Source organism: Thalassospira sp. TSL5-1, assembly GCF_001907695.1.
Taxonomy (GTDB): domain Bacteria; phylum Pseudomonadota; class Alphaproteobacteria; order Rhodospirillales; family Thalassospiraceae; genus Thalassospira.
Window position 1 is genome coordinate 1,344,604 of sequence record NZ_KV880637.1, and the last position, 24,930, is coordinate 1,369,533.

The 24,930-nt window shown below is 55.0% G+C and carries 27 protein-coding genes; 9 read left to right on the plus strand and 18 right to left on the minus strand.

Annotated elements, in window-relative coordinates:
- Nucleotides 1–48: 48 nt before the first annotated feature.
- The 4 genes from LF95_RS06360 to hisI all read right to left on the minus strand — a co-directional run bounded on the left by LF95_RS06360 (nucleotide 49) and on the right by hisI (nucleotide 3,701).
- On the minus strand, nucleotides 49–741 hold the full coding sequence (locus LF95_RS06360) for a DUF6198 family protein (RefSeq protein WP_371440808.1): 693 nt from the start codon (nucleotides 739–741) through the stop codon (nucleotides 49–51).
- A gap of 181 nt (nucleotides 742–922) precedes the next feature.
- Nucleotides 923–1,753 (minus strand): aldo/keto reductase, encoded by an 831-nt coding sequence (locus tag LF95_RS06365; protein ID WP_073954169.1) that lies wholly within the window; start codon nucleotides 1,751–1,753, stop codon nucleotides 923–925.
- A gap of 364 nt (nucleotides 1,754–2,117) precedes the next feature.
- On the minus strand, nucleotides 2,118–3,257 hold the full coding sequence (locus tag LF95_RS06370) for a CobW family GTP-binding protein (RefSeq protein ID WP_073954170.1): 1,140 nt from the start codon (nucleotides 3,255–3,257) through the stop codon (nucleotides 2,118–2,120).
- Nucleotides 3,258–3,299: 42 nt separating this feature from the next.
- Nucleotides 3,300–3,701: a phosphoribosyl-AMP cyclohydrolase gene (gene hisI, locus LF95_RS06375; RefSeq protein ID WP_073954171.1), complete on the minus strand. Its 402-nt coding sequence runs from the start codon at nucleotides 3,699–3,701 to the stop codon at nucleotides 3,300–3,302.
- Nucleotides 3,702–3,831: 130 nt separating this feature from the next.
- Here hisI and LF95_RS06380 point away from each other — a divergent pair, with 130 nt between their 5' ends.
- From LF95_RS06380 to LF95_RS06390, 3 genes are read left to right on the plus strand one after another with little or no spacing between them, the layout of a single operon-like run.
- On the plus strand, nucleotides 3,832–4,308 hold the full coding sequence (locus LF95_RS06380; protein ID WP_073954172.1) for a Fur family transcriptional regulator: 477 nt from the start codon (nucleotides 3,832–3,834) through the stop codon (nucleotides 4,306–4,308).
- Nucleotides 4,289–5,116 carry a zinc ABC transporter ATP-binding protein ZnuC gene (gene znuC, locus LF95_RS06385; RefSeq protein WP_073954173.1) on the plus strand — a complete coding sequence of 276 codons (828 nt, stop codon included), beginning with the start codon at nucleotides 4,289–4,291 and terminating at the stop codon, nucleotides 5,114–5,116. The genes LF95_RS06380 and znuC overlap by 20 nt, the downstream gene beginning before the upstream one ends.
- Complete coding sequence (locus tag LF95_RS06390) at nucleotides 5,109–5,918, plus strand: iron chelate uptake ABC transporter family permease subunit (protein WP_073954174.1); 810 nt, start codon at nucleotides 5,109–5,111, stop codon at nucleotides 5,916–5,918. The genes znuC and LF95_RS06390 overlap by 8 nt, the downstream gene beginning before the upstream one ends.
- A gap of 83 nt (nucleotides 5,919–6,001) precedes the next feature.
- Here LF95_RS06390 and metC read toward each other — a convergent pair whose 3' ends face one another.
- Entirely contained in the window at nucleotides 6,002–7,186 is a 1,185-nt protein-coding gene (gene metC / locus LF95_RS06395) for a cystathionine beta-lyase (protein WP_073954175.1), read from the minus strand.
- A gap of 248 nt (nucleotides 7,187–7,434) precedes the next feature.
- Here metC and LF95_RS06400 point away from each other — a divergent pair, with 248 nt between their 5' ends.
- Entirely contained in the window at nucleotides 7,435–8,388 is a 954-nt protein-coding gene (locus tag LF95_RS06400; RefSeq protein ID WP_073954176.1) for a threonine ammonia-lyase, read from the plus strand.
- A 219-nt stretch (nucleotides 8,389–8,607) separates the two neighbouring features.
- Here the strand turns inward: LF95_RS06400 and rpmF are convergent, their stop codons facing one another.
- From rpmF to LF95_RS06430, 6 genes are all read right to left on the minus strand, one after another.
- Complete coding sequence (gene rpmF, locus LF95_RS06405) at nucleotides 8,608–8,787, minus strand: 50S ribosomal protein L32 (RefSeq protein WP_073954177.1); 180 nt, start codon at nucleotides 8,785–8,787, stop codon at nucleotides 8,608–8,610.
- A 41-nt stretch (nucleotides 8,788–8,828) separates the two neighbouring features.
- Nucleotides 8,829–9,491: a GNAT family N-acetyltransferase gene (locus LF95_RS06410; RefSeq protein ID WP_073954178.1), complete on the minus strand. Its 663-nt coding sequence runs from the start codon at nucleotides 9,489–9,491 to the stop codon at nucleotides 8,829–8,831.
- Entirely contained in the window at nucleotides 9,488–9,958 is a 471-nt protein-coding gene (locus tag LF95_RS06415) for a GNAT family N-acetyltransferase (RefSeq protein ID WP_168173663.1), read from the minus strand. Before LF95_RS06415 ends, LF95_RS06410 begins: the two co-directional genes overlap by 4 nt.
- 257 nt (nucleotides 9,959–10,215) lie before the next feature.
- Nucleotides 10,216–11,073, minus strand: coding sequence for a 3-mercaptopyruvate sulfurtransferase (sseA, locus tag LF95_RS06420; RefSeq protein ID WP_073954180.1), 858 nt, complete (start codon nucleotides 11,071–11,073; stop codon nucleotides 10,216–10,218).
- A gap of 300 nt (nucleotides 11,074–11,373) precedes the next feature.
- On the minus strand, nucleotides 11,374–12,087 hold the full coding sequence (locus LF95_RS06425; protein ID WP_073954181.1) for an alanyl-tRNA editing protein: 714 nt from the start codon (nucleotides 12,085–12,087) through the stop codon (nucleotides 11,374–11,376).
- Nucleotides 12,088–12,269: 182 nt separating this feature from the next.
- A complete protein-coding gene (locus LF95_RS06430; protein WP_073954182.1) occupies nucleotides 12,270–12,677 on the minus strand; it encodes a nuclear transport factor 2 family protein in 408 nt (135 codons plus the stop codon).
- A gap of 115 nt (nucleotides 12,678–12,792) precedes the next feature.
- On the opposite strand from LF95_RS06430, the gene LF95_RS06435 reads away from it, so the two are divergent.
- The gene (locus tag LF95_RS06435) at nucleotides 12,793–13,602 is read left to right on the plus strand and encodes a helix-turn-helix domain-containing protein (RefSeq protein WP_073954183.1); all 810 of its coding nucleotides are present in this window, start codon (nucleotides 12,793–12,795) and stop codon (nucleotides 13,600–13,602) included.
- Here LF95_RS06435 and LF95_RS06440 read toward each other — a convergent pair.
- Nucleotides 13,588–14,760: a PA0069 family radical SAM protein gene (locus LF95_RS06440; RefSeq protein ID WP_073954184.1), complete on the minus strand. Its 1,173-nt coding sequence runs from the start codon at nucleotides 14,758–14,760 to the stop codon at nucleotides 13,588–13,590. The two genes, LF95_RS06435 and LF95_RS06440, sit on opposite strands and share 15 nt — an antisense overlap.
- Before the next feature lie 168 nt (nucleotides 14,761–14,928).
- Here LF95_RS06440 and rfbB point away from each other — a divergent pair, with 168 nt between their 5' ends.
- Both rfbB and LF95_RS06450 read left to right on the plus strand, forming a co-directional pair.
- Nucleotides 14,929–15,981: a dTDP-glucose 4,6-dehydratase gene (gene rfbB / locus LF95_RS06445; RefSeq protein ID WP_073954185.1), complete on the plus strand. Its 1,053-nt coding sequence runs from the start codon at nucleotides 14,929–14,931 to the stop codon at nucleotides 15,979–15,981.
- A gap of 154 nt (nucleotides 15,982–16,135) precedes the next feature.
- On the plus strand, nucleotides 16,136–16,771 hold the full coding sequence (locus LF95_RS06450; RefSeq protein ID WP_252509672.1) for a LysE family translocator: 636 nt from the start codon (nucleotides 16,136–16,138) through the stop codon (nucleotides 16,769–16,771).
- A gap of 106 nt (nucleotides 16,772–16,877) precedes the next feature.
- Here the strand turns inward: LF95_RS06450 and LF95_RS22935 are convergent, their stop codons facing one another.
- The 3 genes from LF95_RS22935 to LF95_RS06460 all read right to left on the minus strand — a co-directional run bounded on the left by LF95_RS22935 (nucleotide 16,878) and on the right by LF95_RS06460 (nucleotide 19,884).
- Complete coding sequence (locus LF95_RS22935; RefSeq protein WP_168173664.1) at nucleotides 16,878–17,033, minus strand: hypothetical protein; 156 nt, start codon at nucleotides 17,031–17,033, stop codon at nucleotides 16,878–16,880.
- 4 nt (nucleotides 17,034–17,037) lie between these two features.
- Nucleotides 17,038–18,609 carry an L-lactate permease gene (locus LF95_RS06455; protein WP_073954187.1) on the minus strand — a complete coding sequence of 524 codons (1,572 nt, stop codon included), beginning with the start codon at nucleotides 18,607–18,609 and terminating at the stop codon, nucleotides 17,038–17,040.
- Nucleotides 18,610–18,864: 255 nt separating this feature from the next.
- Entirely contained in the window at nucleotides 18,865–19,884 is a 1,020-nt protein-coding gene (locus tag LF95_RS06460) for an LLM class flavin-dependent oxidoreductase (protein WP_073954188.1), read from the minus strand.
- Nucleotides 19,885–20,028: 144 nt separating this feature from the next.
- Between LF95_RS06460 and LF95_RS06465 the strand changes: the two genes are divergently transcribed.
- Nucleotides 20,029–20,553: a P-loop nucleotide/nucleoside kinase family protein gene (locus LF95_RS06465; RefSeq protein WP_073954189.1), complete on the plus strand. Its 525-nt coding sequence runs from the start codon at nucleotides 20,029–20,031 to the stop codon at nucleotides 20,551–20,553.
- A 14-nt stretch (nucleotides 20,554–20,567) separates the two neighbouring features.
- On the opposite strand, the gene LF95_RS06470 is transcribed toward LF95_RS06465, so the two are convergent.
- Complete coding sequence (locus LF95_RS06470; protein ID WP_073954190.1) at nucleotides 20,568–21,452, minus strand: LysR family transcriptional regulator; 885 nt, start codon at nucleotides 21,450–21,452, stop codon at nucleotides 20,568–20,570.
- Between the two features lie 121 nt (nucleotides 21,453–21,573).
- Between LF95_RS06470 and LF95_RS06475 the strand changes: the two genes are divergently transcribed.
- A complete protein-coding gene (locus tag LF95_RS06475; RefSeq protein WP_073954191.1) occupies nucleotides 21,574–22,839 on the plus strand; it encodes an MFS transporter in 1,266 nt (421 codons plus the stop codon).
- Between the two features lie 80 nt (nucleotides 22,840–22,919).
- On the opposite strand, the gene LF95_RS06480 is transcribed toward LF95_RS06475, so the two are convergent.
- Both LF95_RS06480 and LF95_RS06485 read right to left on the minus strand, forming a co-directional pair.
- A complete protein-coding gene (locus LF95_RS06480) occupies nucleotides 22,920–23,918 on the minus strand; it encodes a cysteine synthase A (protein ID WP_073954192.1) in 999 nt (332 codons plus the stop codon).
- A 105-nt stretch (nucleotides 23,919–24,023) separates the two neighbouring features.
- Nucleotides 24,024–24,653, minus strand: a complete 630-nt coding sequence (locus LF95_RS06485) for an NUDIX domain-containing protein (protein WP_371440809.1) — start codon at nucleotides 24,651–24,653, stop codon at nucleotides 24,024–24,026.
- Nucleotides 24,654–24,930 lie beyond the last annotated feature (277 nt).

Here is a 24,930-nt window from a genome sequence, read left to right on the forward strand (position 1 = left end):
GTATCCCGGCAACGGAATACCGCGTTTTTTATTTTGGTGCGCGTTGGTTTACCGTGCTGTAAAATAACGTCCTGGCCGGTGGTTGAGCGCGATGATCATATTTAGAACCGCAGCCCCGGCCAATGACAGTAAAACCTTGTCAAACGGCAGGATAAACAGCGCGCAGACCATAATGGTGGTATCGACGCCAAGCTGAAAATAACCCGCGCGAATGCCGTGATGTTCCTGCAAATAAAGGGCTAGAATATTGATGCCGCCCAACCCGGCACGGTGGCGAAACAGCATTAACAAGCCAACCCCCATCAGGCCGCCGCCAATGAGTGCGGCATACAGCGGATGCAAACTTTCAATGTCGATCCATAGCGGGGTTAACCGTGAGAAGGCCGAAACCAGGCCCACGGCAACAAAAGTTTTAAGGGTAAATTCCCATCCCATGCGTTTGAAGGACAGCCAGTAAAACGGCAGGTTCAAGGCAAAGAAAACAATACCAAAGCCAAGGCCGCTGGCGTGATGGATCAGAAGTGCCGCGCCTGCCGTGCTGCCGGTAATCAGAATGGCCTGCGAATACAGGGTTACACCCAGCGAAACAATCATGGTGCCAAGAACAAGGGCGAGTGCATCCTCATATTTGCGATGCGCGATGGTTTGGTCGGGTGTCTTGGTCTCTGTTTTGGCTTTTGCCGGTTTCATGTCCGCCGGGTCAATCGCGGGGGCAGCCTGTTTCTGATGTGTATCGCCCATTGCCATCATCAATCATAAATTACGTGATGATTGATGTTACGCATTTCGCATGTGCGAAACAAGGGGCCGGCTTCCTACAGGCAATATTCGCCGGTTTATGTCCTAAATTGTTGTTCAAACGCAAAAGACCGGCCGTCGAATGGCCGGTCCGGGGTGTTTTGTGCCGCAATATGAGGCTTGGTCAGGCGGCATCATCCCATTTTGGGGCGAAGTCCGGGTCGATCAGTCGTCCGTCGGGGCGGGCAAGGTTGTGGATGGTTGCCATTTCCTCATCGCTTAGCTCAAAATCGAAAATATCGAAATTGGCCTTGGCATTTTTGGGCGAGCCCGATTTGGGAATGGCCATGACATTGTCCTGCTGCAAAAGCCAGCGCAATGTTACCTGGGGGGCGGACTTGCCATGTTCCTTGCCAATCGCAACCAGGGTCTCGTCCTTTAGCACATTGGCGCGTGCCAGTGGGCAATAGGCGGTTAGCAGCATGTCGTGCTTTTTCAGGCAATCGAGAACCGTTTTTTGTGACAGATACGGGTGATATTCGACCTGATTACATAAAAGTGGCAGGTTGCTGTATTTTACGGCCTTTTCGATTAGTGCCGTTGGGAAGTTGGAAATGCCGATATGTTTGGTCATGCCCAGATTGCGCACCTCGTTAAGGGCGGCAACGGTTTCTTCCAGCGGAATCTCGTCATTGGGCCAATGCAGCAGCAGAAGGTCTACATGGTCAAGGTCCAGCTTGCGCAGGGATTCAACAACCGACGTTTGCAAATCGCCACTTTGAAATTTGTCGTACCAGACTTTTGTGGTGAGAAAATAATTGTCGCGCGAAAGCCCGCTTGCCTTAAGGCCGCGTCCGACACCGTCTTCGTTGTGATACATTTGGGCTGTGTCGAAATGGCGGTAGCCAATCTCGGCGGCCTTTGCCACCATCGTTTCGGCCGCAGCAGAATCAAGCTCATAAGTCCCGAAACCAAGCGCAGGTATTGAAACGCCGTGAATATCACGAGTGATCATGGTGCGTATCCCCTGTTGTTTGATTGTGGTTTGCCCTGTTGATGCACAAATGCGTTTCTTTTGCGGCGCATCATTCCGGGTGCACGGGCATTTATTCCAAGTTTAAGTTCAGAGTTAGTTCAGATCAACGGAACCGCAACCTGTACCGGGGAGTGAGGACACGATACGAGGGGTAAGAATGCCGCTTTGCCGCCATGCGAATGGGGGATAAAAAAGAAAAAAGCCGGCCGTGAATGCGGCGACCGGCTATAAAGTTTCAGGACTTAGAGTGAGGCTGTATCAAGCCTCCCGTAATCTGACAGATAAGAAGCCCCTATACGTTGATATGCGTCAAATTGCAGGAAACATGCGGTATTTTGCGGGATTAAGCTTGATGATGTGCATCTGCACCGGATGTTTCGTCAATGGCGGCATTGAGCTGCAAGAGTGATTCCCGAATAACCTCCGGTCCCAAATCACGGGTGATGAAAATCAGTTTGGAACGGTGGTCATCATTGGGCCAGGCGGGTAGGGTGGCGGGGGGATGAAATATATGTTGCACCGCATGAATGGCGACCGGGCAGTCCTCTCCAACCAGATTAAGAATGCCTTTGATGCGCAAAAGATTCTCGCCGCGCATTTGGGTAAAAATCTCTGCCCAGGTGACAAAGGCATCCCAGTGTAGCGGTTCATCAAATGTCAGGCAAAAAGAGGCGATATGATCGTCATGGCGGTTCACATCATGATGATGGCCGTGACGGTGTTCATGTTCATCATTGCTGTGATCGTGATGATGATCATCATCATGGGCGTGATTATGGCTGGTGGCACTGTCGGCATAGGCCTCTTCACGCAGCCATTTCTGGACATCCATCGATTTGGTCAGCGGGTTATAAAGACCGGCGTTAAACAGTTTTTCGGGTTCGACCTGGCCCATATGCACTCGGTAAAGCGGGGCGGCAGGGTTGAGCTTGTGCAGTCTTTCTTCAAGGGTCAGCAGGGTTTCTTCGGTTGCGAGGTCGGCCTTGGTGATCAGAATACGGTCCGCAACAGCCGCCTGTTTAACACTTTCAACATGGTCATCAAGCTGCCCGTTGCCATAAACGCCGTCCACTGTGCTGACCACGCTATCAAGGCGGAATTTGTTGGTCAAAAGCGGGTCGGTCATCAATGTGTGCAGGATGGGGGCCGGGTCTGCAAGGCCCGTGGTTTCAATCACCACGCGGTTAAAGGCGGCTACTTCGCCCCGTACACGACGAACAAACAAGTCGCGTAATCCGTTAATCAGGTCGCCCCGCACCGAACAGCAAATGCAGCCGGAATTAAGCAACATCACATCTTCGGAAATTTCCTGCACCAGCAAATGATCAAGGCCGATTTCGCCAAATTCATTAATCAGAACAGCAGTGTTGTGCATATCTTCATGCGCCAGCAGAGCATTGAGCAGCGTGGTTTTGCCGCTACCCAAAAAGCCGGTAATAACGGTTACGGCGATCCGTTCGTTTTGTTCAGTGCCAAGGGCCATGATTTTGCCTTTCGCAGTGCGGGTTTGGGGCAGCGATGCGGCTTATTTCTGTTTGCCATAAAGGTCTTCGGCAGAAATTTCCGGCTCGGCAATAATGGTTTCAAACCCGTCGCGCACGGCAAAGTAAAAACAGTTCCGCCGTCCGGTGTGGCAGGCGACACCTTTTTGCTCCACCTGCACCAAAACGGTGTCCTGGTCACAGTCATAGCGGAAATCCACCAGGTGCTGTTCCTGGCCGGAGCTTTCGCCCTTGCGCCATAATTTGCCGCGCGAGCGGGAAAAATAACACACGCGCCCGGTGCTCAGCGTCTCGATCACGGCATCCCGGTTCATCCAGGCCATCATCAAAACTTCGCCGCTGTCATGCTGCTGGGCGATGGCCGGGATCAGCCCCTGTTCGTTGAATTTCAAACGGTCTGCGATTGCGGCAAAGGCGTTGGTCATGGTCGCGGGCTCCGGTCGGGCAATGTGGTTAAATTGTTTGTTGGCGCTTGACGAAATGATATAATATAACACTTGGATAAAAGCGATCCCCAATCGCGATATAATGAACACAAGTCACCAGGAACACGCAATGACGGACCTTTTCCCCGAAAAGGGGCATGATCACGGCCGCTGTATTGATAGCGCCCTTCGGCAGGCAGAAGACGTTGCCCAAGCCAATAATGCCCGCTTTACCGACATGCGTCGCCGCGTTTTCACCCTGATCTGGCAGTCGCACAAGGCGATTACCGCTTATGAATTGCTCGATTCCCTGCAGGCCGAAGGGGTGCGTGCCCAGCCGCCCACGGTGTATCGGGCGCTGGAATTTCTGGTGGGTTTGGGGTTGATCCACCGGATTGAATCGCTCAATGCCTATTTTGGCTGCGATATGCCCCATTACGAACATTTGGGGCAGTATTTTATTTGCCGCAATTGTGGCCGTGTTGCCGAGGCCGTGAATGATGACATGAGCAACGCCGTCCATGCTGCTGCGCGCGCCGTCGGGTTTCGCATCGAAGCCACCACCATTGAAATCAAGGGGTTATGCCATGATTGTGCCACTCATTGAGGGGCAGGGGTTAACCCTTTCTTTTGGCGGGGAAGCCGTGCTGGACAATGTTAGCCTTGCCATTGGCAAGGGCGAGATCATGACCCTGATCGGCCCGAACGGGGCGGGGAAATCAACGCTGGTCAAGGCGTTGCTGGGTCTGTTGCCTGTACAGAGTGGCATCATTACCCGCAAGCCGGGGCTCAGGGTGGGCTATGTGCCGCAAAAGCTGGCAATTGACCGTGTTTTGCCCATGACGGTCAAACGTTTCCTGAACCTGACCCATCATTGTTCCCTGGCGGAGCGGACGGAAGTTTTGGCCCATGTTGGGGCCAGCCATGTGCTGAACAGCCAGATTGGCGATCTTTCAGGCGGGGAAACGCAGCGTGTGATGTTGGCCCGCGCGCTTTTGCTCAAACCCGATTTGCTGGTGCTTGACGAACCAACCCAAGGGGTTGATGTGGCGGGGCAGGCAGAGCTTTATCGCCTGATCGAAACCATCCGCAAGGAACAGGGCTGTGCCGTTTTGATGATTTCGCACGATTTGCATCTGGTCATGGCAAAAACGGACAAGGTTGTGTGCTTTAACCGGCATGTATGCTGTTCCGGCCTGCCTGAAACTGTGCGCCAGCACCCGGAATATCGTTCGCTGTTTGGCTATCGTGCCGCAGATGCGATTGGCATTTATCATCATGAACATGACCACGAACACGATATTTCCGGCCAGGTGGTGGACGGGTGCGGGCATGATCATGCCCATCATCACAATCATAATCACGGCCACAGCCACACGCATACTCCCCGCGCAAAGGAGCATTTAAATGGATAGTTTCCTGTTGCGCGCCATTACCGGCGGGGTGCTACTAGCCTTGGTGTGCGGGCCGTTTGGCACCTTTATCGTTTGGCGGCGGATGGCCTTTTTTGGCGATACGCTGGCCCATTCTGCCCTGCTGGGTGTTGCGGTGGGGTTGCTGTTTGGCATTGATGTGCGCCTTGGCATGATTATCACCTGCCTGATGGCGGCGTTGCTTTTGGCGCTGGGCCAGCGGCAAAGCAAACTTGGCAGCGATACGGTATTGGGCATGCTGGCCCATTCAACCCTGGCGCTTGGCATGGTCGCACTCGCCTTTGTGCAGGGTGTTGCGGTTGATATTATGGCCTATCTGTTTGGTGATATTCTGGCAATTAACACCGCAGATCTTTGGTTGCTGGGCCTTGGCGGCGGTGCGGCGGTTTTGGCCCTGGTTGCTATGTGGCGGCCTTTGCTGGCCCTGACGGTATCGCCTGAAATTGCCGCAGCCGAGGGCGTGCCGGTGGAGCGCCTGCGCCTTGTTTTCATGCTGCTTATGGCGCTGGTAATTGGCATTGCCATTAAAATTGTCGGGGTGTTGCTGATTACCGCCCTGTTGATTGTGCCTGCCGCCAGTGCACGGTTTTTCTCGCGCACGCCAGAGCAAATGGCCGTTGGTGCGGCCCTGTTTGGGGTGGCGGCGGTGTTGGCCGGGATTGCCCTGTCCTGGCATGTCGATAGTCCGGCCGGCCCCAGCATTGTTATTTCTGCTGCTGGCCTGTTTTTGGTCAGTAGCGCCGTTGCGCCGCTTTTGCGACGACTGGCGCATTTATCCAAATAGGCATGAGATTTAGAATGTTACGTAAAAACGGCGCGGGATGATATTTTCCGCGCCGTTTTTTTGGGGGGGTGTTCTGGATTTGCTTAGGCCGATTTCAGCCGTTCAAACCCTGCTTTTAGATCGGCGATCAGATCGTCGGTATCTTCAAGCCCCACATGGATGCGCACCAGCTGGCCGGGGTCGTTCCATGTGGCGGCGGTACGGATGTTTTTCGGATCAGAGGGCAAAAGCAGGCTTTCAAAGCCACCCCAGCTAAAGCCCATGCCAAACAGATCCATGTGATCGAGCATTTTTGCCAGTTGCGGGCGTTCAACCGGATGCAGCACAAAGGAAAACAGGCCGCTGGCACCAATAAAATCACGCTTCCAGATCGCATGGCCCGGATCATCGGGCAGGCCGGGATGCAGAACGCGGCTGACTTCCGGGCGGGATTGTAGCCATTTGGCAATGGCAAGGCCCGATTCATGATGCTGGCGCAGGCGCACATTCAGAGTGCGAAGGCCGCGCTGTGCCAGATAACAGTCATCCGGCCCAATCGAATCGCCCGAAATCATGACCTGTTTGATGCAGGTATTAAAATCCTCCGCGGTCGCGGCGGTGATGGTACCCATCATCACATCCGAATGGCCGACGATATATTTTGTGCCCGCCTGGATTGATACATCCACACCCAGTTCAAATGGGCGGCACAGGGTTGGCCCGGCCCAGGTATTATCAAGCAGAACCTTGGCATTTTTTGCGTGCGCGGCCTTGGCTATGGCCGGAATATCCTGCATTTCAAAGGTCAGAGAACCGGGGCTTTCACACCAGATGACGGTGGTATTGTCACGCACAATACCGGCAATATCGGCCCCCAGGGTGGGGTCGTAATATTCAACCTCGACGCCGAATTTCTTTAAAAAGGTGTTGGCAAGGTTCCGCGTCGGGAAATAGGTGCTATCGGTAATCAGCACATGGTCGCCCGGTTTGACAAAGGCGAGAATGGCGTTGGTGATTGCTGAAACGCCTGATGATACGCATAAGGTGCCGTAACCACCTTCAAGCTCTGCAACCGCTTCTTCCAGTAAAAATCGCGTTGGTGTGCCGTGGCGGCCATAAAAATCTTTGCCATGCGGCAGGGGGGAGGCTTTATCCAGGGCTTCAAGGTTTTCAAACAGGATGGTAGATGCGTGCATCACGGGCGGGTTGACGACACCATGATATTCGCGGGACCGGCGCCCGGCGTGAACCAGTCGTGTCGAGGGTTTGAAATCTTTGTTAGCCGACATAAAGCATTTCTCCTTGCCGCATTGATGCAGCCTGTGTGTCATTTTGATGGATCAAGTCAAAGCATCTTGACCCCGCCGGATCAAGGTTTTTTACCGGAATATGATGTGGTTTGTGCAGGTTATGCCCGACGGCCGAGGCTGGATGATGCCCTTTGGGGCCGGCTTGATGATTTGTTGTAAATGTCGTTGCGCTGCGCTACCCAAAGATTAAATGATTTAGGCAGTTTGTCTTTGGAAGGGGAGGTTTCGTGATTCAGCTTCAGGATTTTCGCGCGGCACGCCGGTTAATTTCGCCACATATGCGAGTGACACCGGTTTTTGCCATTGGCAAGCCCGATTTCGGAACGGGATTTTCCGATGCCAGTGCTATGCCCAATCTTTTCCTGAAACTGGAAAACCTTCAGGTATCCGGCTCCTTTAAGGCGCGCGGGGCGATGAATGCCGCGCTGAACCTGGATGAAAGCGTTCGCCAGAAGGGTCTGGTAACGGCATCGGGCGGTAATCATGGCATGGGGGTGATCAATGCTGCCCGGGTGCTGAAAGTACCGGTCAAAATCTTTTTGCCGACCAACACCCCCAAGCCCAAGGTGACAAAGCTGCGCAAGTCCGGTGTGGATGTGACGCTGACCGGAACGGTATGGGATGAAGCCAACCATGCCGCGATCACCCATGCGCGCGATACCGGCATGGCCTATATCCACCCCTTTGCCGATCCTAACGTGATTGCCGGGCAGGGCACCATCGCGCTTGAGCTTTTGGAGCAACAGGCCGACCTGGATACCCTGGTGATTGCCGTTGGCGGTGGCGGGCTTATTTCCGGTGTGGCAACGGCAGCACGAATGATCCGCCCCGGTATTCGCATTATCGGGGTGGAACCGACGGGCGCGCCAACCCTGTTTGAAAGCCTGAAACAAAAAGAAGTGGTGACATTACCGGCGGTCAATACCGCGGCAACCAGTTTGGCCCCGCGTCAATCCTCGGCCCTGAATGTTGATTTGATTGGCAAAAATGTCGATCGCATCGTTTTGGTTTCGGATGATGAGATGCGCCATGCGGCAGGCTGGATGTGGCGCGAACTGGGCCTGTCGGTGGAGCTTTCGGCGGCGGCGGGGCTTGCGGCGGTGATGCAAAACCGGTTGGGCGACGGGGATATGGGAAAAACCGGTATTGTTGTGTGTGGTACTGGTACCGACGGCCAATAAAGGAAGTATCTGGTTGTTCGGTGATATTTGGTGACGGCCTGCAAGGAATGTGTAGGTCGTTATTTTTGATCATGGACAGCTCGCGCGCATAAAAAAAGGATGAAACCTTGCGGCTTCATCCTTTTTTAAACCAGCCGTAGCCCAAACGGGATACGCGGAAAACAGCGTCGCAAACCAGCGAAGCATTTACTTGGGAAAGCCAAAGCCTTCCCGCGTAAATTACATCTTCGGTTCGACGACCTGACGACCACGGTACATACCGGTCTTCAGGTCAACGTGGTGCGGGCGATGCAGTTCGCCGGTTTCTTTGTCTTCGCGGTACGAGCCCGCGGCGAGCTTGTGATGCGAGCGACGCATGCCCTGACGGGACTTGGTCACTTTACTTTTTGGCACTGCCATGGGTCATAATCCTCTGGCTTGGGTAAACTCAGGCGCGCTTGTTACCTTGCGCGGTCGGGAAAGTCAACGATCAAAGTGTCCGAATTGTCAAATTCGCCATCTTTTTGCGCTTTTACGGTCGCTGTCTTGTTCGCCTGTGTCACACTGGCGGGAATAAGCCCCGTATCACGCGGATCGTCGATAATCTCTGTTTGTTGGTCATATACAGTAAAGCCCGCCCGTTGATAAGCCCCTAATGCAGATGGATGGTCCATTGAGCAGGTATTTACCGTTAATCGGCGTGGCGAGAAGCTCCAGGCGGTATCAACAGCCCAGTTTAACAGGTATTTGCCATATCCCTTGCCGATGAATTCCGGGATCAACCCCATATAGGAAAGATCAATCGTCCTGTCATCTTCCAGCAGGATCAGGCTAAGCTCGGCAAAACCGGCCGGAACACCGCCGACATACAGAACATAAACGTGATTTTCCGCGCTGGAGAGAATCGCACCCAGTTCATTATCTTTCAACTGGCGGCGATACCACCACAGCCAAGGCTCGCCCACAGTATTATATAGATAGCGATAAAACGAAACGGTTGGTTCTTCTGCGCGGACGATGGCGACTTTCCCAGGGGGGACAATTGCCGGTGGGCGGTCAGGCTGGTGCGCCATTTCCAGATAGGTAATGGTGACGTCCAGTTTTCCCGGTTTTTTCGCACTCATGAAGATAACCTTTTTTCATAAAACCGGTCATCCTGTGTGGATGATGACCGGGAAGGCGCGGTTGTCAGGCGATATCCCTGACGACGATAGAATTTGGCCGCCCGTTCGGATGCGGCATGAACACTGCATTTTTCCAAACCAACGTGGCTCAGGATATTTTCGGCCATGTCGAGCATGGTGGCCCCATGACCACGACCACGCAAGGACGGGGCAACGGCCAGATAATGCACCCAGCCGCTTTTGCCATCATGGCCTACCATTACGGTGGCAATCACCGCTTGCTTGTGGGCCTTTCTGGCAATCAGCACCGATCCCCGGCCTGATTCATAACAGTTGCGCAAATCATCTTGGGCATTGCTGTTCTGCTCGATCAATCCGGCATCATACCATAAATTGATCACCGCGTCGCAATCATCGCGATTTGTCAGTAACAGGCGTTCGATGATTAGATCTGGTTCTGCCGTCACAAGGGGGACACCGTTATTTGTTGTCACATTCCGTGTTTTGGCTCGGGCCGGAGTGCAGGGCGATGCGGCGGGGATCTGGTATCGCGGTATTTCCGGCCCGGCATGTATGCGGTGCTCAGGCATATATATCAGTCATTCTCTTTACCTGTTCGCCGGGCTTTGTTCCGGCAGGGGCTGTGCCCTGTTAATTTAAAAACGGCCCCGTATTGCCTGGATGGATATGGCAATACGGGGCCAAATATGTATGCGGGGGCTGGTTATGATGTGCCTGATGCACGCGGACTATCTGGGTGCGATGCCCATTCCGCCCACGAACCGTCATAAACGGCAACGTGCTTTTTCCCGGCAATATAGGCGCCCATTGCCAGCACACAGGCCGTCACACCCGACCCGCAACTGGTGACCACCGGCTTGTCCAGGTTCACACCAGCATCCTTGAAAACATTGCGGATCTCGTCGGATTCCTTGAATGTGCCATCGCTATTGAGCAGATTTTCAAACGGCACATTATACGAACCGGGAATACGACCGGGCTTGCCCCAGCGTTCCTCTGCCGTACCGGCAAAACGCCCGGCTGAACGGGCATCAACAACCTGTTCGCGGCCAGTTTCAACATTTGCCAGTATCTGGTCATATTCGCGCAGTAAAAAGCTGTTGGCCCGTGCGGTAAAATGGCGTTCGCGCGGCGGGGTGGGGGCGTCGGTCACGGGGTGGCCTTCGGCCTCCCATTTGGGCAGGCCACCATCGAGGACAACAACATCGCTATGTCCGAAATGGCGCAGCATCCACCAGGCCCGGCAGGCGGCTGATGCCACACCGGTTTGCGCATAAACGACAATGCGCACCCCATCACCCAGGCCCAGTTTGCGTACCTTGGCCGAAAATTTGATGGCATCGGGCATCATATGGGGCAGGGGCGCGCTGTCATCGGCGGCAATATCGTCAATATCGAAAAAGACGGCACCCGGAATATGCTTTTGATCAAAAATGGCGCGCGCGTCCTTGTCGCTGCCCGGCATATACCAGCTGGCGTCAATCACCCTGACGTCAGGGGCATTCAAATGCTCCGCCAGCCACTGGGTGGAAACCAGCGCGTCGGATTTGGGTTCGGTCATGGTCAAGCTCCGGTTTGCAATGGTGGGTATTGCATGTCCCCGGTCGGTTCCGAAGATCATTGTTTTTAAAAAAGGCGCTGCCCGGTTTTGGGGCCGCGACTTATTAACATGAAAGAAACCGGTGTCCAGCCCACTCGCATGACGGGGCAATAATTTCGCCGACGGCGTTTATCCTGCAACACCTTGCCCGGGCAGAACCGGGCGTATGGGGCCCATCGCGCGTTCCGGATCGATTTCCATCCTGTTTATAAATCGTGACCTGTCCCTACCGGGCGGTTTTCGACGTTAATTCTGAAAACTTTATGCCTGTTCGTCAAAAACAATATTAATGCGACGGTTCTGGCGGCCTTTCTTTTCGATTTTTGAAACGCGCACCCGGCCAATTTCGGATGTATTGCGTACGTGGGTGCCGCCGCAGGGCTGGTAATCAATCCCCTCGATTGTCACCGTGCGCACTGTGCCACCATCCATTGGCGGCTGGACCGACATGGTCCGCACCAGATCGGGATTGGCCTTTAATTCCTCAACCGTGATCAGTCCGTCATAAACCTTGGCATTCCGGGCCAAACGCGCGTTTAGCTGTTCAGTCAGTTCGTCCTTGTCGGGGCTGCCTTCCATGTCAAAATCCAGCCGCGCCTTGTGGCTGGCAATGTTGCCGCCCGTCACCCCGCCATCGACAATTGAACATAAAACATGCAGGCAGGTGTGAAAGCGCATGTGCCGGTACCGTGTTTCCCAATCCAGCACGGCAGTCACCTTGCTGCCAATCGCGGGCAGGTCGTGTCCTTCGGCAATGACGTGAACCGGCTTGCCCGATTCGCGGTCCTTCACCGTGATACTTACTGGCAATTCCGTTCCATTTTCCAGTGTCAAGATGCCGCTATCGCCGGTTTGTCCGCCGCTGGTCGCATAAAATACCGTTTGATCAAGGATCACACCATTTTCGACATGGTCCGTCACGGTGGCAACACAGCTTTGCTGATAGGCATCCTGGCGAAATAACAATTCCGTCATCTAAAACTCCCGATCTTTGTGTGCTTTTGCAAAAGCACCGGTTTCTTGATTGCATTTGGCCCATCGTGGCGTGTGGCAATCGCCGCTGTCGAGAACAAAATTGCTGTTTTCTCATCGCATTTGCCACTGGGTCAGGACGGATATAGCGACCGGAAACGGGAAATGATTTCACAAAACTGCGCTTAATCGTGTTGGGCGATGCGTGATCCCAGGTCGCGGTCATCCGCCGTGCCTTCCATCAGGTAGGTCAGTTCTTCAACCCGGCAAATGCGGCCTTTGTGCAGGGTGTAAAAGGCAATCACCTTTATATGGATGGTCTCGCCGTTTTTCTTTTGCGCATGCACAAAATGAATATCGGCAATGGTGTTGCCATCGGTAATGATTTTTTCAAAACGGATGTCGGTTTTGATCAGGGTGTGACGCAAAGTATCCGCATGTTGCAGAAACGCCGTTAAATCCAGCTTCTTGCCATCAACGATTTGCACGTAATCCGGGGTAAAAAAGGCAGTAAGGTTTTCTGTCGGAACGCTCTGGTCCGTCAGGGTTTCAAACAGGGTTTCCAGCAGATTTTGCGCGTCTTGTGGTGTCATTTTGCTTTCTCCGGGCGGACAAAGACCCAATGTCTTTGCTGATCACGGGAGATTAGCGGTATAAAATTGGCATGTCTGACGGACCCATGCCAAAGAATACGGAATTAAGGCCATAATGGCAGATTATTTGATCGATCCATCCCTGCTGGACGACACGAAGGATGCAGCCGCGATCCGGGGGGTGGTGCGGCGCAGTGCGCTTGTGCGCGATACCGCACGTCATGCCCATGCCTACGGGCAATTGATTGGCCCGCTCAAAGGATCGGTCCGAATTGAGACCGATGCCGGCATTTGGGTGGTACCGGCCTGTCATGCGGTCTGGGTGCCACCCCATCATCATCATGGTTTGCACTCAAATGGCCCGTTTCAGGGATGGAGCATCTATGTCCCGCCGGTCTTGTGCGCATCATTGCCGCAAAGCCCGGTCACGCTTCACGGCAATGCGCTGCTGGAGGCGGCGATTAAGCGTGCCGCCCTGTGGCAGGATGGCCCGCAAACCCCGGCCCAGCATCGTTTGGCCCAGGTTATTTTGGATGAAATTGCGTCTGCCTTGCCTGTTGGCCTGAATCTGCCAGCCCCACAGGACCCGCGTTTGCAGCGCATTGCCCGCAAACTTGCCGCCGATTTGGCGGACCAACGCGGGATGGCACAATGGGCCAATTGGGCCGGCATGGCACCCCGTACCCTTAGCCGCCGTTTTGTTGCCGAAACCGGCCTTACCTTTCGCGACTGGCGGCAACGCGCCCGGTTGCTGGCGGCACTGGAAATGCTGGCATCAGACCAGGCAGTAACGACCATTGCCCTTGATTTGGGCTATGAAAATATAAGTGCCTTCATTGCTGCCTTTAAAAAGGTATTTGGCGTCACGCCGGGGCAATATGTGGCCCAATTGCCGGATGCCGGAACGACATTAAAACAGGCATAACTGCCCATCCGGGCCGGGGCGGACAAATCCGCTGCAATCCAGGTCCAGCGAACGGCCGGTCATGGCGTGTTTGCGCCGGGCCAGGTCAAACCTTTTGGCAATCAAATCGGCAATTGGGCCGCTGCCGCGCATGCGACTGCCAAATGTGGCATCATACACCTTGCCATCGCGCATTTGCCGCACCAGCGACATGACTTTGTCGCGCCGGTCCGGGTAATGGTTTTGCAGCCATTCCTCAAACAAATCGGCAATTTCCAGCGGCAGGCGCAGCACAATATGCGAAACCGATTGCGCCCCGGCCTGCTTGCAGGCGGCCACCAGATTTTCAATTTCGCTGTCATTCAGGCCTGGAATAATGGGTGCGCATAATACCGTTACCGGAATACCCGCATCGGCCAGTTTGCGAATGGCATCCAGCCTGCGATGCGGCGCACTGGCGCGCGGTTCCAACAGGTTGGATAATCGGTGATCAAGTGACGTTACCGATACCGCAACCGTTGCCCGGTTTTGCCGGGCCATTGGGGCGATAAGGTCCATATCGCGGCAGACAAGGGCCGATTTGGTAATGATCGAAAAGGGATGCCGGCAATCGGCCAGCACCTGGATCAATTGCCGGGTTAATTGCTTTTCGCGTTCAACCGGCTGGTAAGGGTCGGTCGCAGTGCCAATCACGATGGGGGCGGGCATATATGTTTTGGCCGCCAGTTGTTTGCGAAGCAGGGCCGGGGCATCGGGCTTCCAGAACAGTTTGGTTTCAAAATCCAGCCCCGGAGACAGGCCCAGATAGGCATGGGTTGGCCGGGCAAAACAGTAAATGCAGCCATGTTCGCAGCCGCGATAAGGGTTGATCGAGCGATCAAATGGTACATCCGGGCTTTGGTTGCGGGTAATCACACTGCGTGCGCCATCAATACCCAATGTGGTTTTCAGGCGTGGGGCCTCTGGCATACCCCCACCAGCATCATCATCACCATTGGCTGTGCCATCGCCACTTTGCATTAACCAGCCATCATCCCACGCATGATGCGAAAATTTTTCAAACCGGCCATTGGTATTCGATACCGCGCCGCGCCCTTTGTGCGCACGGGCAGGCAGTAGGGCAGGGTCCTGTGCGGGGGTATTGCGGGTATCGGCAGTTGGCTGGGGGCTGGTCCGCATGGCGGAACTCCGATGGCAAAAGGGCAGGGCGTTGTTGGTGTGGTAATATAGAACAAAACAGAAACATTGCAATCGTAAAACCCTTTTTCTGCCTTTTGCGGGCCATGTTTGAATGGTTCCATCACATGCCCTTACAGGCCGGTATTTTCAAAAAAAACGAGGATATTCATGCGTGTGATCGTCACTGGCGGTGCCGGTTTTATCGGATCGGCCCTGTGTCGCTATCTGGTTGGTGATTGTGGTTGGCAGGTGCTGAACCTGGATAAGCTGACCTACGCGGCCGACCAACGCTCTTTGGCCGCGATCGAGGGCGCACCGGGCTATCGTTTCATGCAGGCTGACATCGCCGATGGTGATAAAATCAGCCATATTCTGGGGGATTATCAGCCCGATGCCATCCTGCATCTGGCCGCTGAAAGCCATGTCGATCGCTCGATCGACGGGCCGGGGGATTTTATCCAGACCAATATTATCGGGACATACTGCCTTTTGGATGCGGCGCTGAAATACTGGCGTAATACGCCTGCAGACCGGCAAAAATCCTTCCGGTTTCATCACGTTTCAACCGACGAGGTTTATGGATCGCTGGGCGCGGAAGGATTGTTTGGCGAAAACACGGCCTATCAACCCACCTCGCCCTATTCGGCCAGTAAGGCATCGTCGGATCATCTGGTGCGGGCCTGGTATCATACCTATGGTCTGCCGGTGGTGGTGTCGAATTGCTCGAACAATTATGGCCCGTTCCAGTTTCCCGAAAAATTCATTCCCTTGATGATTCTCAATGCAATGGCAGGGCGCAAATTGCCGGTTTATGGCGATGGGCAAAATATCCGCGACTGGCTGCATGTAAATGACCATGTTGCCGCCCTGCGCCTGATTTTGCAGCATGGCGCGGTTGGCGAAACCTACAATGTTGGCGGGCGAAATGAAGCGCGCAATATTGATATTGTGCATCACATCCTGCGCCATGTGCGTGACCTTTCCCCGCACCGCACCCTGCCGCCCGATGATGAAATGATCGAATTTGTCGCCGACCGGCCCGGCCATGACCGCCGCTATGCCATTGATGCGACCAAGCTGGAAAACCGCCTGGGCTGGCAGGCGCAATACAGCCTTGAAACCGGCCTGCGCGATACGGTGGCGTGGTATCTGAACCATTCAGGCTGGTGGCAACCGATTTTGGATCGCAAATACCAGGGGCAGCGTCTGGGCGTGGCTTAAGGACCATTGCCTGATCACGCTTTAATCAATCTTTGCGGGCCGCGTATCGCAATAAGTGGGTATGTGCGGTCAAGCCTGTATCGGGTTTTGGGTCAATCGGTTAATCTGGCATTCTTCTGGTTCTTTACCATGTACGCATAAAAGGGGAATGCCGGTGCTAGATGGAGCGCAGATACTCACGTTTACGCTGGTCACATCGCTTTTGGTGATGTCACCCGGCCCCAATGGGGTATTGGTTGCCAAAACGGTGCCAACATCGGGCCGGGCGGCGGGCTTTGCCAATGTAGCCGGGTTTGTTACGGCATTTTACCTGCATGGAACGCTGTCCATTTTTGGTATTTCCGTCATTCTGGTGCAATCGGCGCAGGCATTTTTTGTGGTTAAAATGCTGGGCGCGGCCTATTTGTGCTGGGTCGGGATCAAGGCGCTGCGCGATGCCTGGCGCGGGGTTAAAACCGTGGCTGAAACTGCGCCTGCGCAACGCAAACGCACCCTTGCCAAGGCCTATGCGGAGGGGTTTTTGACCAATGCGCTTAATCCCAAGGTGTCGATTTTTTATCTGGCGGCTTTTCCCCAATTTGTCCCGGTCGGCGCGGGCTCGGTCACGGCGGCCTTTACGCTGGTTTGCCTTCATGCCCTGATCAACGCTGTATGGTTTAGTGCAATGGTTCTGCTGCTGGCCCGCCTGACGGGGGCGGTGCGCAATGGCCGTTTCCAGCGGGCGTTAAAGGCCGTAACCGGCACTGTCTTTGTTGCCTTTGGCATCAAGCTGGCAACATTCCGTCCCTAGCCGGTTCCGGTTTTGTGATGTAACTGCGAAAACGCCCAAAATGTTATCGCCGTTTACATTGTATGCCCTGAATGGTCATTGAGTTCTTAAAGGGCGCAAAGGGGCCTTATTTGCGCAGGGCAATCAGCGCCATGACCAGCACAAACAGGGCAAATAAAATATCGGCCAGTATCGCGTTATGGCTCATTGCCAAAAAGGATATGACGGGCAGGATCAGGGACGCGAGAACCAGAAAAACCGGATTAAACAGGAACTTTTTCATTTTACTAGCCCCCCAGCATCATTGTGACCAGCAAAATCCCCAGGGTCCAAACCCCGCAAAGCAGGGTCAGGATCATCCCGGTTTTCAGCACCACCGAAAGGACCGGCCCTTCCTTGCCCGAAAGGCCGACGGTGGAGCATCCCACCATGATTTTGGACGGGGCCAGCATGCTGCCAAGCGAAGCACCCGTGGCCTGGGCGGCCAAAATGAGTGCGGTGGAAAGGCCGGAAAGCTCCGCGGTGTGGCGCTGGAACATGCCAAAAACCACATTGGAATTATTGGTGCTGCCGGTCATAAAGGCACCAAGTGCGCCAATTAACGGGGCCACCAGCGGATAGGCGATGGCAAAGGCCCCGGAAAACAGCTTGGACCCGCCTTCGGCCAGGGCAAAGGTCATCCCGGCATGGTCCATCATCAGGGCCAGGCCAATGACCGGCACCATGCCAATGCTGGTGGGCAGGCCGCTTTTAAGCGTGCGCTGCATGATGCGTTTGCCAATGCCCGCAGCATATTGATTACGCAGTTTGAAAAAGACAAAACTGATGGCGGCGGTATAAAGCAAAAGTGCGCCGGGATGACCAAAAAGGGCGATGCCTTTGGCATCCTCGGCGGCAATTTTCCAGCCTTGCAAGGTTTCCATCGCGGGGAAGGACAGGGTCAGTTCGATGCCGTTCAGGAACTGTTTGATCGGTGTCACAAAGGTGGCCAAACCGACAATCACCATAAAAACCAGATAGGGGATTAACCCTTCGATCAGCGGCATGTGGTGCGTGTCGTCGCCATTGGGTTCGGCAATGTCATCGGGGTGTGGTTTCCAGAACCGGGTGACAACAATGGAAACCGCAAGCCCGGCGATACCGGCCGTCAGCCCGCCCAGGGTCCAGACCCCGTAATTTGCCATCATATATTGGGCCACACCCATTACCCCGGCAATAATCACCAGCGGCACAATCCGGCGGCGCACGGTGCGAAAACCACCATCAAGCCACAATACCGCCGCCCCGCAGGTAAAGCCCGAAAGGCCCAGCAAAATCGCGGAATAATGGGTCAACTCGCTGCCGGGAATGCCGGTCACACCAATCAGGGCCTCGAACGAGGTTGCCATATTGCCAAAAAGCACGGACCAGCTATGCCCGATCATGGGGGCGGCAACGGCAAGGACCGGCGAAAACCCCATGCCCAGCAACAAGGGTGCTATCACCGCAATGGGTACGCCAAAACCGGCAACCCCTTGCAGAAAGGTGGCAAAGACATAGCCCAAAATCAGCAATTGCAGGGGGCGGTCATCGGTCAGTTTGCGGATGGCCGCGCCAATGGTTTTAATGGCCCCGGCTTCTTCGGCGACAAAATACAAAATCAATGCCGCCCACACGATATAAAGAATATAAAGGGCGAGCATCACACCCTTGGCCTGCGCGACGATGAGCATATCAATTGGGGTGCCAAAGGCAAAAAAGGCAATGGCGGCGGTAACAAACCACGCAGCCGCCCCGGCACGGGCCGCCCCCCAGTTTGCCTTGATCATTAAAAACAGAATGGTGGCAATGGGCAGGGCCGCCAGAATAAATTTGATCATCGCGAACGCATAAACCTTTGCAAGCAAGACATTGCGGCAAAAGGAGAAATTGTTTTAACCGCGCCGGTATCATGTCCGAAGGCGTTACGATGTGCAAGCGAATGCAGGCTGCTTTTCACAATATGGAAGTGGTTCGTTATCTGGCCGAATTGGTTCACATATGGGGGCCACATAAAAACCGCCGGGCAAGCCAGTGCCCGGCGGCTGGTGAAACATGTCTTCTTAAGGGGGAAAGGCTAAATGACCTGATTTTTCTCAGGCGCAGGCAGTTTTGGCCTTTTCGTCCGCCAGTTCATCGCGAATGGCCGCCCCGATGGTAAAGGATTTCAGCCGTGCCTGATGGTCAAAGATGTTGGCTGTCAGGATCAGTTCATCCACACCGGTTTCATAAAGAAATTCCCGCACCTTGGCCTTGACCGTGGCGTGTGACCCCACTGCGGCATAGCGCATGGCATGGTTGACGCCGGCTTTTTCAATCGAATTCCAGATGGTATCCATATCCTCAACGGGGGCGGGCAACTGGCCCGGATTGCCCCGGCGCAAATTTAAAAATTGCTGCTGCATCGAGGTGGCAAGATGCTGGCCTTCCGCGTCGCTATCGGCAGCAAAAAAGCCCATTGCGGCCGCAGCATAGGGTTTATCCAGCTGATCGGACGGTTCAAAGCGCGAACGATAAAGATCGAGCGCCTGCATCAGATAATCGGGCGCGAAGTGCGAAGCAAAGGCAAAAGGCAGGCCCAACCGCGCGGCAAGGTCGGCGGAGAACAGGCTGGAGCCCAAAAGCCACATGGGAACTTGCGACCCATAACCTGGAACGGCACGAATGGCGGGTTTGCCCTCCAGCGGGGCAAGGAATTGCTGAACCTGCAATACATCCTGAATAAAGCGCTCCTCGCTGCCGTGCATGTCGCGGCGCAGGGCAGCCGCCGTGCGCTGGTCCGTGCCGGGGGCGCGGCCAATGCCAAGATCAATCCGGCCCGGATGCAGGGCATCGAGGGTGCCAAACTGTTCGGCAATCACCAAAGGTGCATGGTTGGGGAGCATAATGCCACCAGAGCCAACCCGAATGGTTTTGGTGCCCCCGGCAACATGGGCAATGACCACGGATGTGGCGGCACTGGCAATGCCGGGCATGTTGTGATGTTCGGCCAGCCAATAGCGATGATAACCCAGCTTTTCGCCGTGTTGGGCCAGCTCCAGGGTGTTGCGCAGCGCATCGGATGGATGTTCGCCCGTATTTACCGGGCAAAGGTCAAGGATGGAGAAACGTGTCATAACAATATATCCTGTTGGGCGCAGGGCGTTTTTTCAGCCGCGCCAATGGGCTCTGTTAAGACCTAATTTAGGGCAAAAATATCATAACGCCAGCGCGCGGTATCATTTTGCGCAAGCGTGACAAAACAGGATGAGGGCCGGGATATGCTGATTATTTTGGGCGGATTGCCCGGTTGCGGCAAAAGCACGCTGGCGGAAAAACTGGCCCGGGCCCTTCCTGCCATGTGGCTGCGCATCGACAGCATCGAACAGGCCTTGCGCGATGCCGATGCGCAATATGGCACTGGTAACCGCGAAATGGGCCCGGAGGGTTATATGGCGGCCTATCGGGTGGCAGAGGATAATTTGCGGTTAGGTCATTGGGTGATTGCCGATAGCGTTAATCCCATCGCCATCACCCGTGATGCCTGGCGTGATGTGGCAAGCAGGGCGCAAGCCCGGTTTTGCGAGATTGAACTGGTTTGTTCGGATGCGGTCCTGCATCGCAAGCGGATTGAAAACCGTATATCAACCGTTGAAAACCTGAAATTGCCGGACTGGCAGGCGGTGCAAAACCGTGAATACCAACCCTGGCAAAGCAATCCACTGGTGCTTGATAGCGGCCTGAATGATGCCGATACGTTATTTCAGCAGGCATTGGCATATATTAAGGATGCCGTGCGCGTGTGATGTAGCCTGATGGCTCAGGGCTTTTTGATGATCCTGCCAATGAAATTGTCGGTCACAGTTGAGCGTGTATCGCGCCGATAGGCCAGGGCGAGATAGGCCATCGGCGCGCTGTCTGCTATTGGCCGGTAAACGACACCGCGCGCCTGTAATTGCTGCATCGATGTCGGCACCAGCGATACGCCCAGTTCGGCCGCAACAAGATTGATCACCGAACCAAACTGTGGGGCGGACTGGCCCAAGCGCATTGTAAACCCGGCCCGTGCGCAGGCATTCAACACATTGTCAAAATGGGTGGGGCCGACCTCGCGCGGGGTTAAAATGAAGGGATCATCGGCGAGTGCGGCCAGATTAACGGTCTCGGCACTGGCAGCTGGATGGCCGCTGGGGAGAACGGCCACCATCGGTTCGGCCCCCAACTCATGCAGGGCAATATTGGCATGATCCACCACATTCTGGCGCAAAAAGGCGGCATCGAGTTGGCCGTCGATCAGGCTGGCAAGCAGGCGGGTGGAATTGGTTTCGGTCAGGGTCAGGTTCACCTTTGGCCAGGTGCGGCGAAAGGCCCGAATGGCCGATGGCACAACCGGGTTAAACGCGGCAGAGCCGGTAAAACCGACATGCAAATTACCCACTTCGCCGCGTGCAGCACGCCGGGCGGCCTGCACCGCCTGTTGTGCCAGGGCAGGGAACTGACCGGCAATGTCGCGAAAGGCCCGCCCGGCATCGGTCAGTTCCGCGCCTTGCGGGCGGCGGTGAAACAGTTTGGCACCAATTTCAGTTTCCAGATCCTTGATCTGCTGGCTAAGCGGCGGCTGCCCGATACCAATTTTCTGGGCCGCACGGGTGAAATTGCCTTCCTCGGCCACGGCCAGGAAATAACGGATATGTCGCAGTTCCAATTTCGGTATCTCTAAAACATATGAAAAATGCCACTAACATATATTGGACAGATGATCGAGAAGGTGCAACAGTTTCAGCAAATCAAGAATGCCGCCCACGGCAATTTACCAAGGACGAAACATGAGTGATCAAACGGCAGACCATGACCTGCCATCCACCCCTGTGCCCTCAGCCAGCCCGCAAAGCTGGGTAGAACCCGGCACACCAGCTTATCGCCGGGTGGCGATGGCCCTGTTTTTGGCCGGGTTTGCCACCTTTACCCTGATTTATTGTGTGCAGCCGCTCTTGCCAGCCTTTTCCGCCGATTTTGGCGTGAGTCCGACCGAAAGCTCGCTGGCCCTGTCGCTAACAACCGGGTTTCTGGCCTTTTCGATTTTGCTGGCCGGTGCCGCATCCGAGGCCTTTGGCCGCCGTCGGCTGATGTTTGTGTCGATGTGTGCGGCATCGGTTTTAAATATTGCCGAGGCCTTTATTCCCAACTGGCATGTTTTGCTGGTGATGCGGGCCCTGGAAGGGTTTGTTCTGGGCGGCGTGCCTGCGGTTGCAATGGCGTATCTGGCCGAGGAAATCCATCCGCGCGGTTTGGGCTTTGCGATGGGGTTGTATGTTGGCGGTACAGCCTTTGGCGGCATGACGGGCCGTGTTGGCGTGGGCTTGTTGACCGAATTTTCATCCTGGGAAGTTGCCCTGGGGGTGCTGGGGGTGATTGACCTTCTGGCAGCGATTGGCTTTTTCATTTTGCTGCCGCCCTCGCGCAATTTTACCACCAAGCCGGGCTTTCAACTGGCCTATCATATCAATGCCTGGGCCAGGCATTTGCGCCATCCGGCATTGCCGTTGCTGTTTGCCATTGGTGCGCTGGCGATGGGCTGTTTTGTCACGGTTTATAACTATGCCGGTTTCCGGTTGGTGGCGGCGCCTTATCATTTGGGGCAGGGGGAAATCAGCCTGATTTTTACGGTTTATCTGTTTGGCATTGCCGCGTCATCCCTTGCCGGGGGCATGGCCGATAAACACGGGCGCGGCCCGGTGATGGCGATTGGCCTTGTGGTGGCACTGGCCGGTGTTGCCTTAACGCTGGCCAGTTCAATTTACGCCGTGATTGGGGGCATCATTGTTTTAACCAGCGGCTTTTTCATGGCCCATTCGGTCGCCAGTGGCTGGGTCGGGCGCATGGCAACCCAGTCCAAGGGGCACGCGGCCTCGCTTTATCTGCTGTCCTATTATCTGGGCTCCAGTGTCATGGGCTCCATCGGCGGCTGGTTCTGGACGCATGGGGGATGGTTTGCCGTTGCCGGTTTTGCCTGTGCGTTGCTGGTGGTTGCTCTGCTGGTTTCCGGCCATTTATGGCGCTATGCCCGCAGGGTGGAAACCTGCACGGCCTGACCGTTCTGATCGTTCTGACCGCGCAATAAAAAACGCCCCGGCAGTAAATTGCGGGGCGTTTTTGCGGGAAAACTTGGCGTTTAAAGCCAATCAGGCGTTGGCAGGCCTTTTTCTTTCAGGAAGGCCGGGTTCCAAAGCTTGCTTTGATAACGGGTGCCAAGGTCACACAGGATGGTGACAATGGTGTGGCCCGGGCCCAGTTCGCGGGCAAGCTTGACGGCACCGGCAATATTCACCCCGGTGGACCCGCCCATGCACAGGCCTTCTTCCTTTAACAAATCAAAGACGATGGGCAGCATTTCTTCGTCGCTGATCTGGAACGGGTGATCAATATCAAGCCCTTCCAGATTGGCGGTAATGCGGCCCTGGCCGATCCCCTCGGAGATCGAGCTGCCTTCGGATTTGAGTTCGCTATGTTTGTAGTGGCTGAACAATGCCGCCCCCATCGGGTCGGCCAGGCCGATCTGGATGTTTTTATTGCGCTCACGCAGTGCCATTGCCGTCCCGGCCAGGGTGCCGCCGGTGCCAACAGCCGCGATGAAACCATCCACCTTGCCATCCGTCTGTTGCCAGATTTCCGGGCCGGTGGTGTCAAAATGGCCCTGGCGATTGGCAACATTGTCAAACTGGTTGGCCCAGATGGCACCATTGGCTTCGGTTTTTGCCAGTTCTTCGGCCAGACGACGCGATACGTGCACATAATTGTTTTCATCGCGATAGGGCACAGCGGGGACTTCGCGAAGGTCGGCACCCAAAAGGCGCAACAGGTCCTTCTTTTCCTGGCTTTGGGTTTCGGGGATGACAATGACGGTGCGATAGCCCAGGGCATTGCCCACCGTTGCCAGGCCAATGCCGGTATTACCCGCCGTGCCTTCAACGATGACGCCGCCGGGTTGCAGCAGCCCGCGTTTTTCGGCATCGCGAATAATGGCAAGGGCGGCACGGTCCTTCACCGACCCGCCGGGATTGGTGTATTCCGCTTTGCCCAAAATGGTGCAGCCCGTCAGCTCCGATACCTTTTTCAGGCGGATCAGCGGGGTGCGGCCAATGGCTTCGATGGTGCCATTGCGAATGTCCATGACAGACTCCAGAATTATCTGATTGCAAACTATATGGCTGTTGATTGGTCCTTTTATACACAAAAGTCAAGTCAGTTTTAAAAATATAACGTAATTTTTGTGTTATTATTTTGGTGTTACAGCCTCCTGACGCAGGCGATCACGGTTCAGCATCAGCCATTGCAGGGCCATGATGGTCGGTGCATTGCAGAATTCACCGGCCTTGAGCATGGCAAAGCAGTCATCGGCTGATTTGGTGAAAACGCGAATATCCTCGCCTTCTTCATCCAGTCCATGCAGCCCGCCGGCCTTGGCGGCATCGACCCGGCCATAAAAGATTTGCACCGTTTCGCTGGTACAGCCCGGCGAAGCGTAATAACGCGGAACGATCACCTCCAGCGGGCCGATGATATCACAGCCCGATTCCTCAATTGTTTCGCGACGGGCCACATCCTCCAGGCTTTCACCCGGTTCAACAATACCGGCCACAATTTCGACCAGCCAGGCGGGCATGTCGGGGGTGTCGCGATGAACGCTCAGGGTCGCGGGGCGGAACTGTTCGATCAAGACAACCTCGTCGCGCACCGGGTCATAGGGCAGCACGGCCACAGCATGCCCGCGTTCGAGGACTTCGCGCCTGATGACCGGGCTTTGGCCGCCGTCAAACTGTTTGTGACGCAGTTCATAAACATCCAGTTTGAAATAGCCATCCCAGCCGCGCTGGCGCTTTATAATTTCGATGTCACGATAATCCAATTTCATTTCTCCGGTTGTGGGGCGGCGGGCTGTTACCATATCCTAGCCAGTATGGCCCCGCCAGCAAAGTGACCGGGCCAGCCTCGCACAGAGGGTGCAAGTATTGGTTCTAGGCTGGTATCGGGAACATGTGCTTTGACAATGTGTTACAGGGCATAGGTGATGCCCGTAACAATGGGCAGAATGATGGCATTAAAGGGCAGTTTTGTTTTTGGGCTTGCTGGCCTGCCACGTTGAACACATGTTTTGCTGTGCCGTGATTTTGCTTTTTGTGATG

Coding starts and splice junctions, on each gene's coding strand:
- LF95_RS06365 (WP_073954169.1), bottom strand. CDS start 1,753: ATGATCACTCGTGATATTCACGGCGTTTCAATACCTGCGCTTGGTTTC.
- LF95_RS22935 (WP_168173664.1), bottom strand. CDS start 17,033: ATGAAAAAGTTCCTGTTTAATCCGGTTTTTCTGGTTCTCGCGTCCCTG.
- LF95_RS06390 (WP_073954174.1), top strand. CDS start 5,109: ATGGATAGTTTCCTGTTGCGCGCCATTACCGGCGGGGTGCTACTAGCC.
- LF95_RS06360 (WP_371440808.1), bottom strand. CDS start 741: ATGGGCGATACACATCAGAAACAGGCTGCCCCCGCGATTGACCCGGCG.
- LF95_RS06480 (WP_073954192.1), bottom strand. CDS start 23,918: ATGGACATTCGCAATGGCACCATCGAAGCCATTGGCCGCACCCCGCTG.
- LF95_RS06440 (WP_073954184.1), bottom strand. CDS start 14,760: ATGCGGACCAGCCCCCAGCCAACTGCCGATACCCGCAATACCCCCGCA.
- hisI (WP_073954171.1), bottom strand. CDS start 3,701: ATGACCAACGCCTTTGCCGCAATCGCAGACCGTTTGAAATTCAACGAA.
- LF95_RS06465 (WP_073954189.1), top strand. CDS start 20,029: ATGCTGATTATTTTGGGCGGATTGCCCGGTTGCGGCAAAAGCACGCTG.
- LF95_RS06430 (WP_073954182.1), bottom strand. CDS start 12,677: ATGACACCACAAGACGCGCAAAATCTGCTGGAAACCCTGTTTGAAACC.
- LF95_RS06410 (WP_073954178.1), bottom strand. CDS start 9,491: ATGAGTGCGAAAAAACCGGGAAAACTGGACGTCACCATTACCTATCTG.
- LF95_RS06435 (WP_073954183.1), top strand. CDS start 12,793: ATGGCAGATTATTTGATCGATCCATCCCTGCTGGACGACACGAAGGAT.
- LF95_RS06380 (WP_073954172.1), top strand. CDS start 3,832: ATGACGGACCTTTTCCCCGAAAAGGGGCATGATCACGGCCGCTGTATT.
- sseA (WP_073954180.1), bottom strand. CDS start 11,073: ATGACCGAACCCAAATCCGACGCGCTGGTTTCCACCCAGTGGCTGGCG.
- znuC (WP_073954173.1), top strand. CDS start 4,289: ATGATTGTGCCACTCATTGAGGGGCAGGGGTTAACCCTTTCTTTTGGC.
- rfbB (WP_073954185.1), top strand. CDS start 14,929: ATGCGTGTGATCGTCACTGGCGGTGCCGGTTTTATCGGATCGGCCCTG.
- LF95_RS06455 (WP_073954187.1), bottom strand. CDS start 18,609: ATGATCAAATTTATTCTGGCGGCCCTGCCCATTGCCACCATTCTGTTT.
- LF95_RS06475 (WP_073954191.1), top strand. CDS start 21,574: ATGAGTGATCAAACGGCAGACCATGACCTGCCATCCACCCCTGTGCCC.
- LF95_RS06460 (WP_073954188.1), bottom strand. CDS start 19,884: ATGACACGTTTCTCCATCCTTGACCTTTGCCCGGTAAATACGGGCGAA.
- rpmF (WP_073954177.1), bottom strand. CDS start 8,787: ATGGCAGTGCCAAAAAGTAAAGTGACCAAGTCCCGTCAGGGCATGCGT.
- metC (WP_073954175.1), bottom strand. CDS start 7,186: ATGTCGGCTAACAAAGATTTCAAACCCTCGACACGACTGGTTCACGCC.
- LF95_RS06370 (WP_073954170.1), bottom strand. CDS start 3,257: ATGGCCCTTGGCACTGAACAAAACGAACGGATCGCCGTAACCGTTATT.
- LF95_RS06425 (WP_073954181.1), bottom strand. CDS start 12,087: ATGACGGAATTGTTATTTCGCCAGGATGCCTATCAGCAAAGCTGTGTT.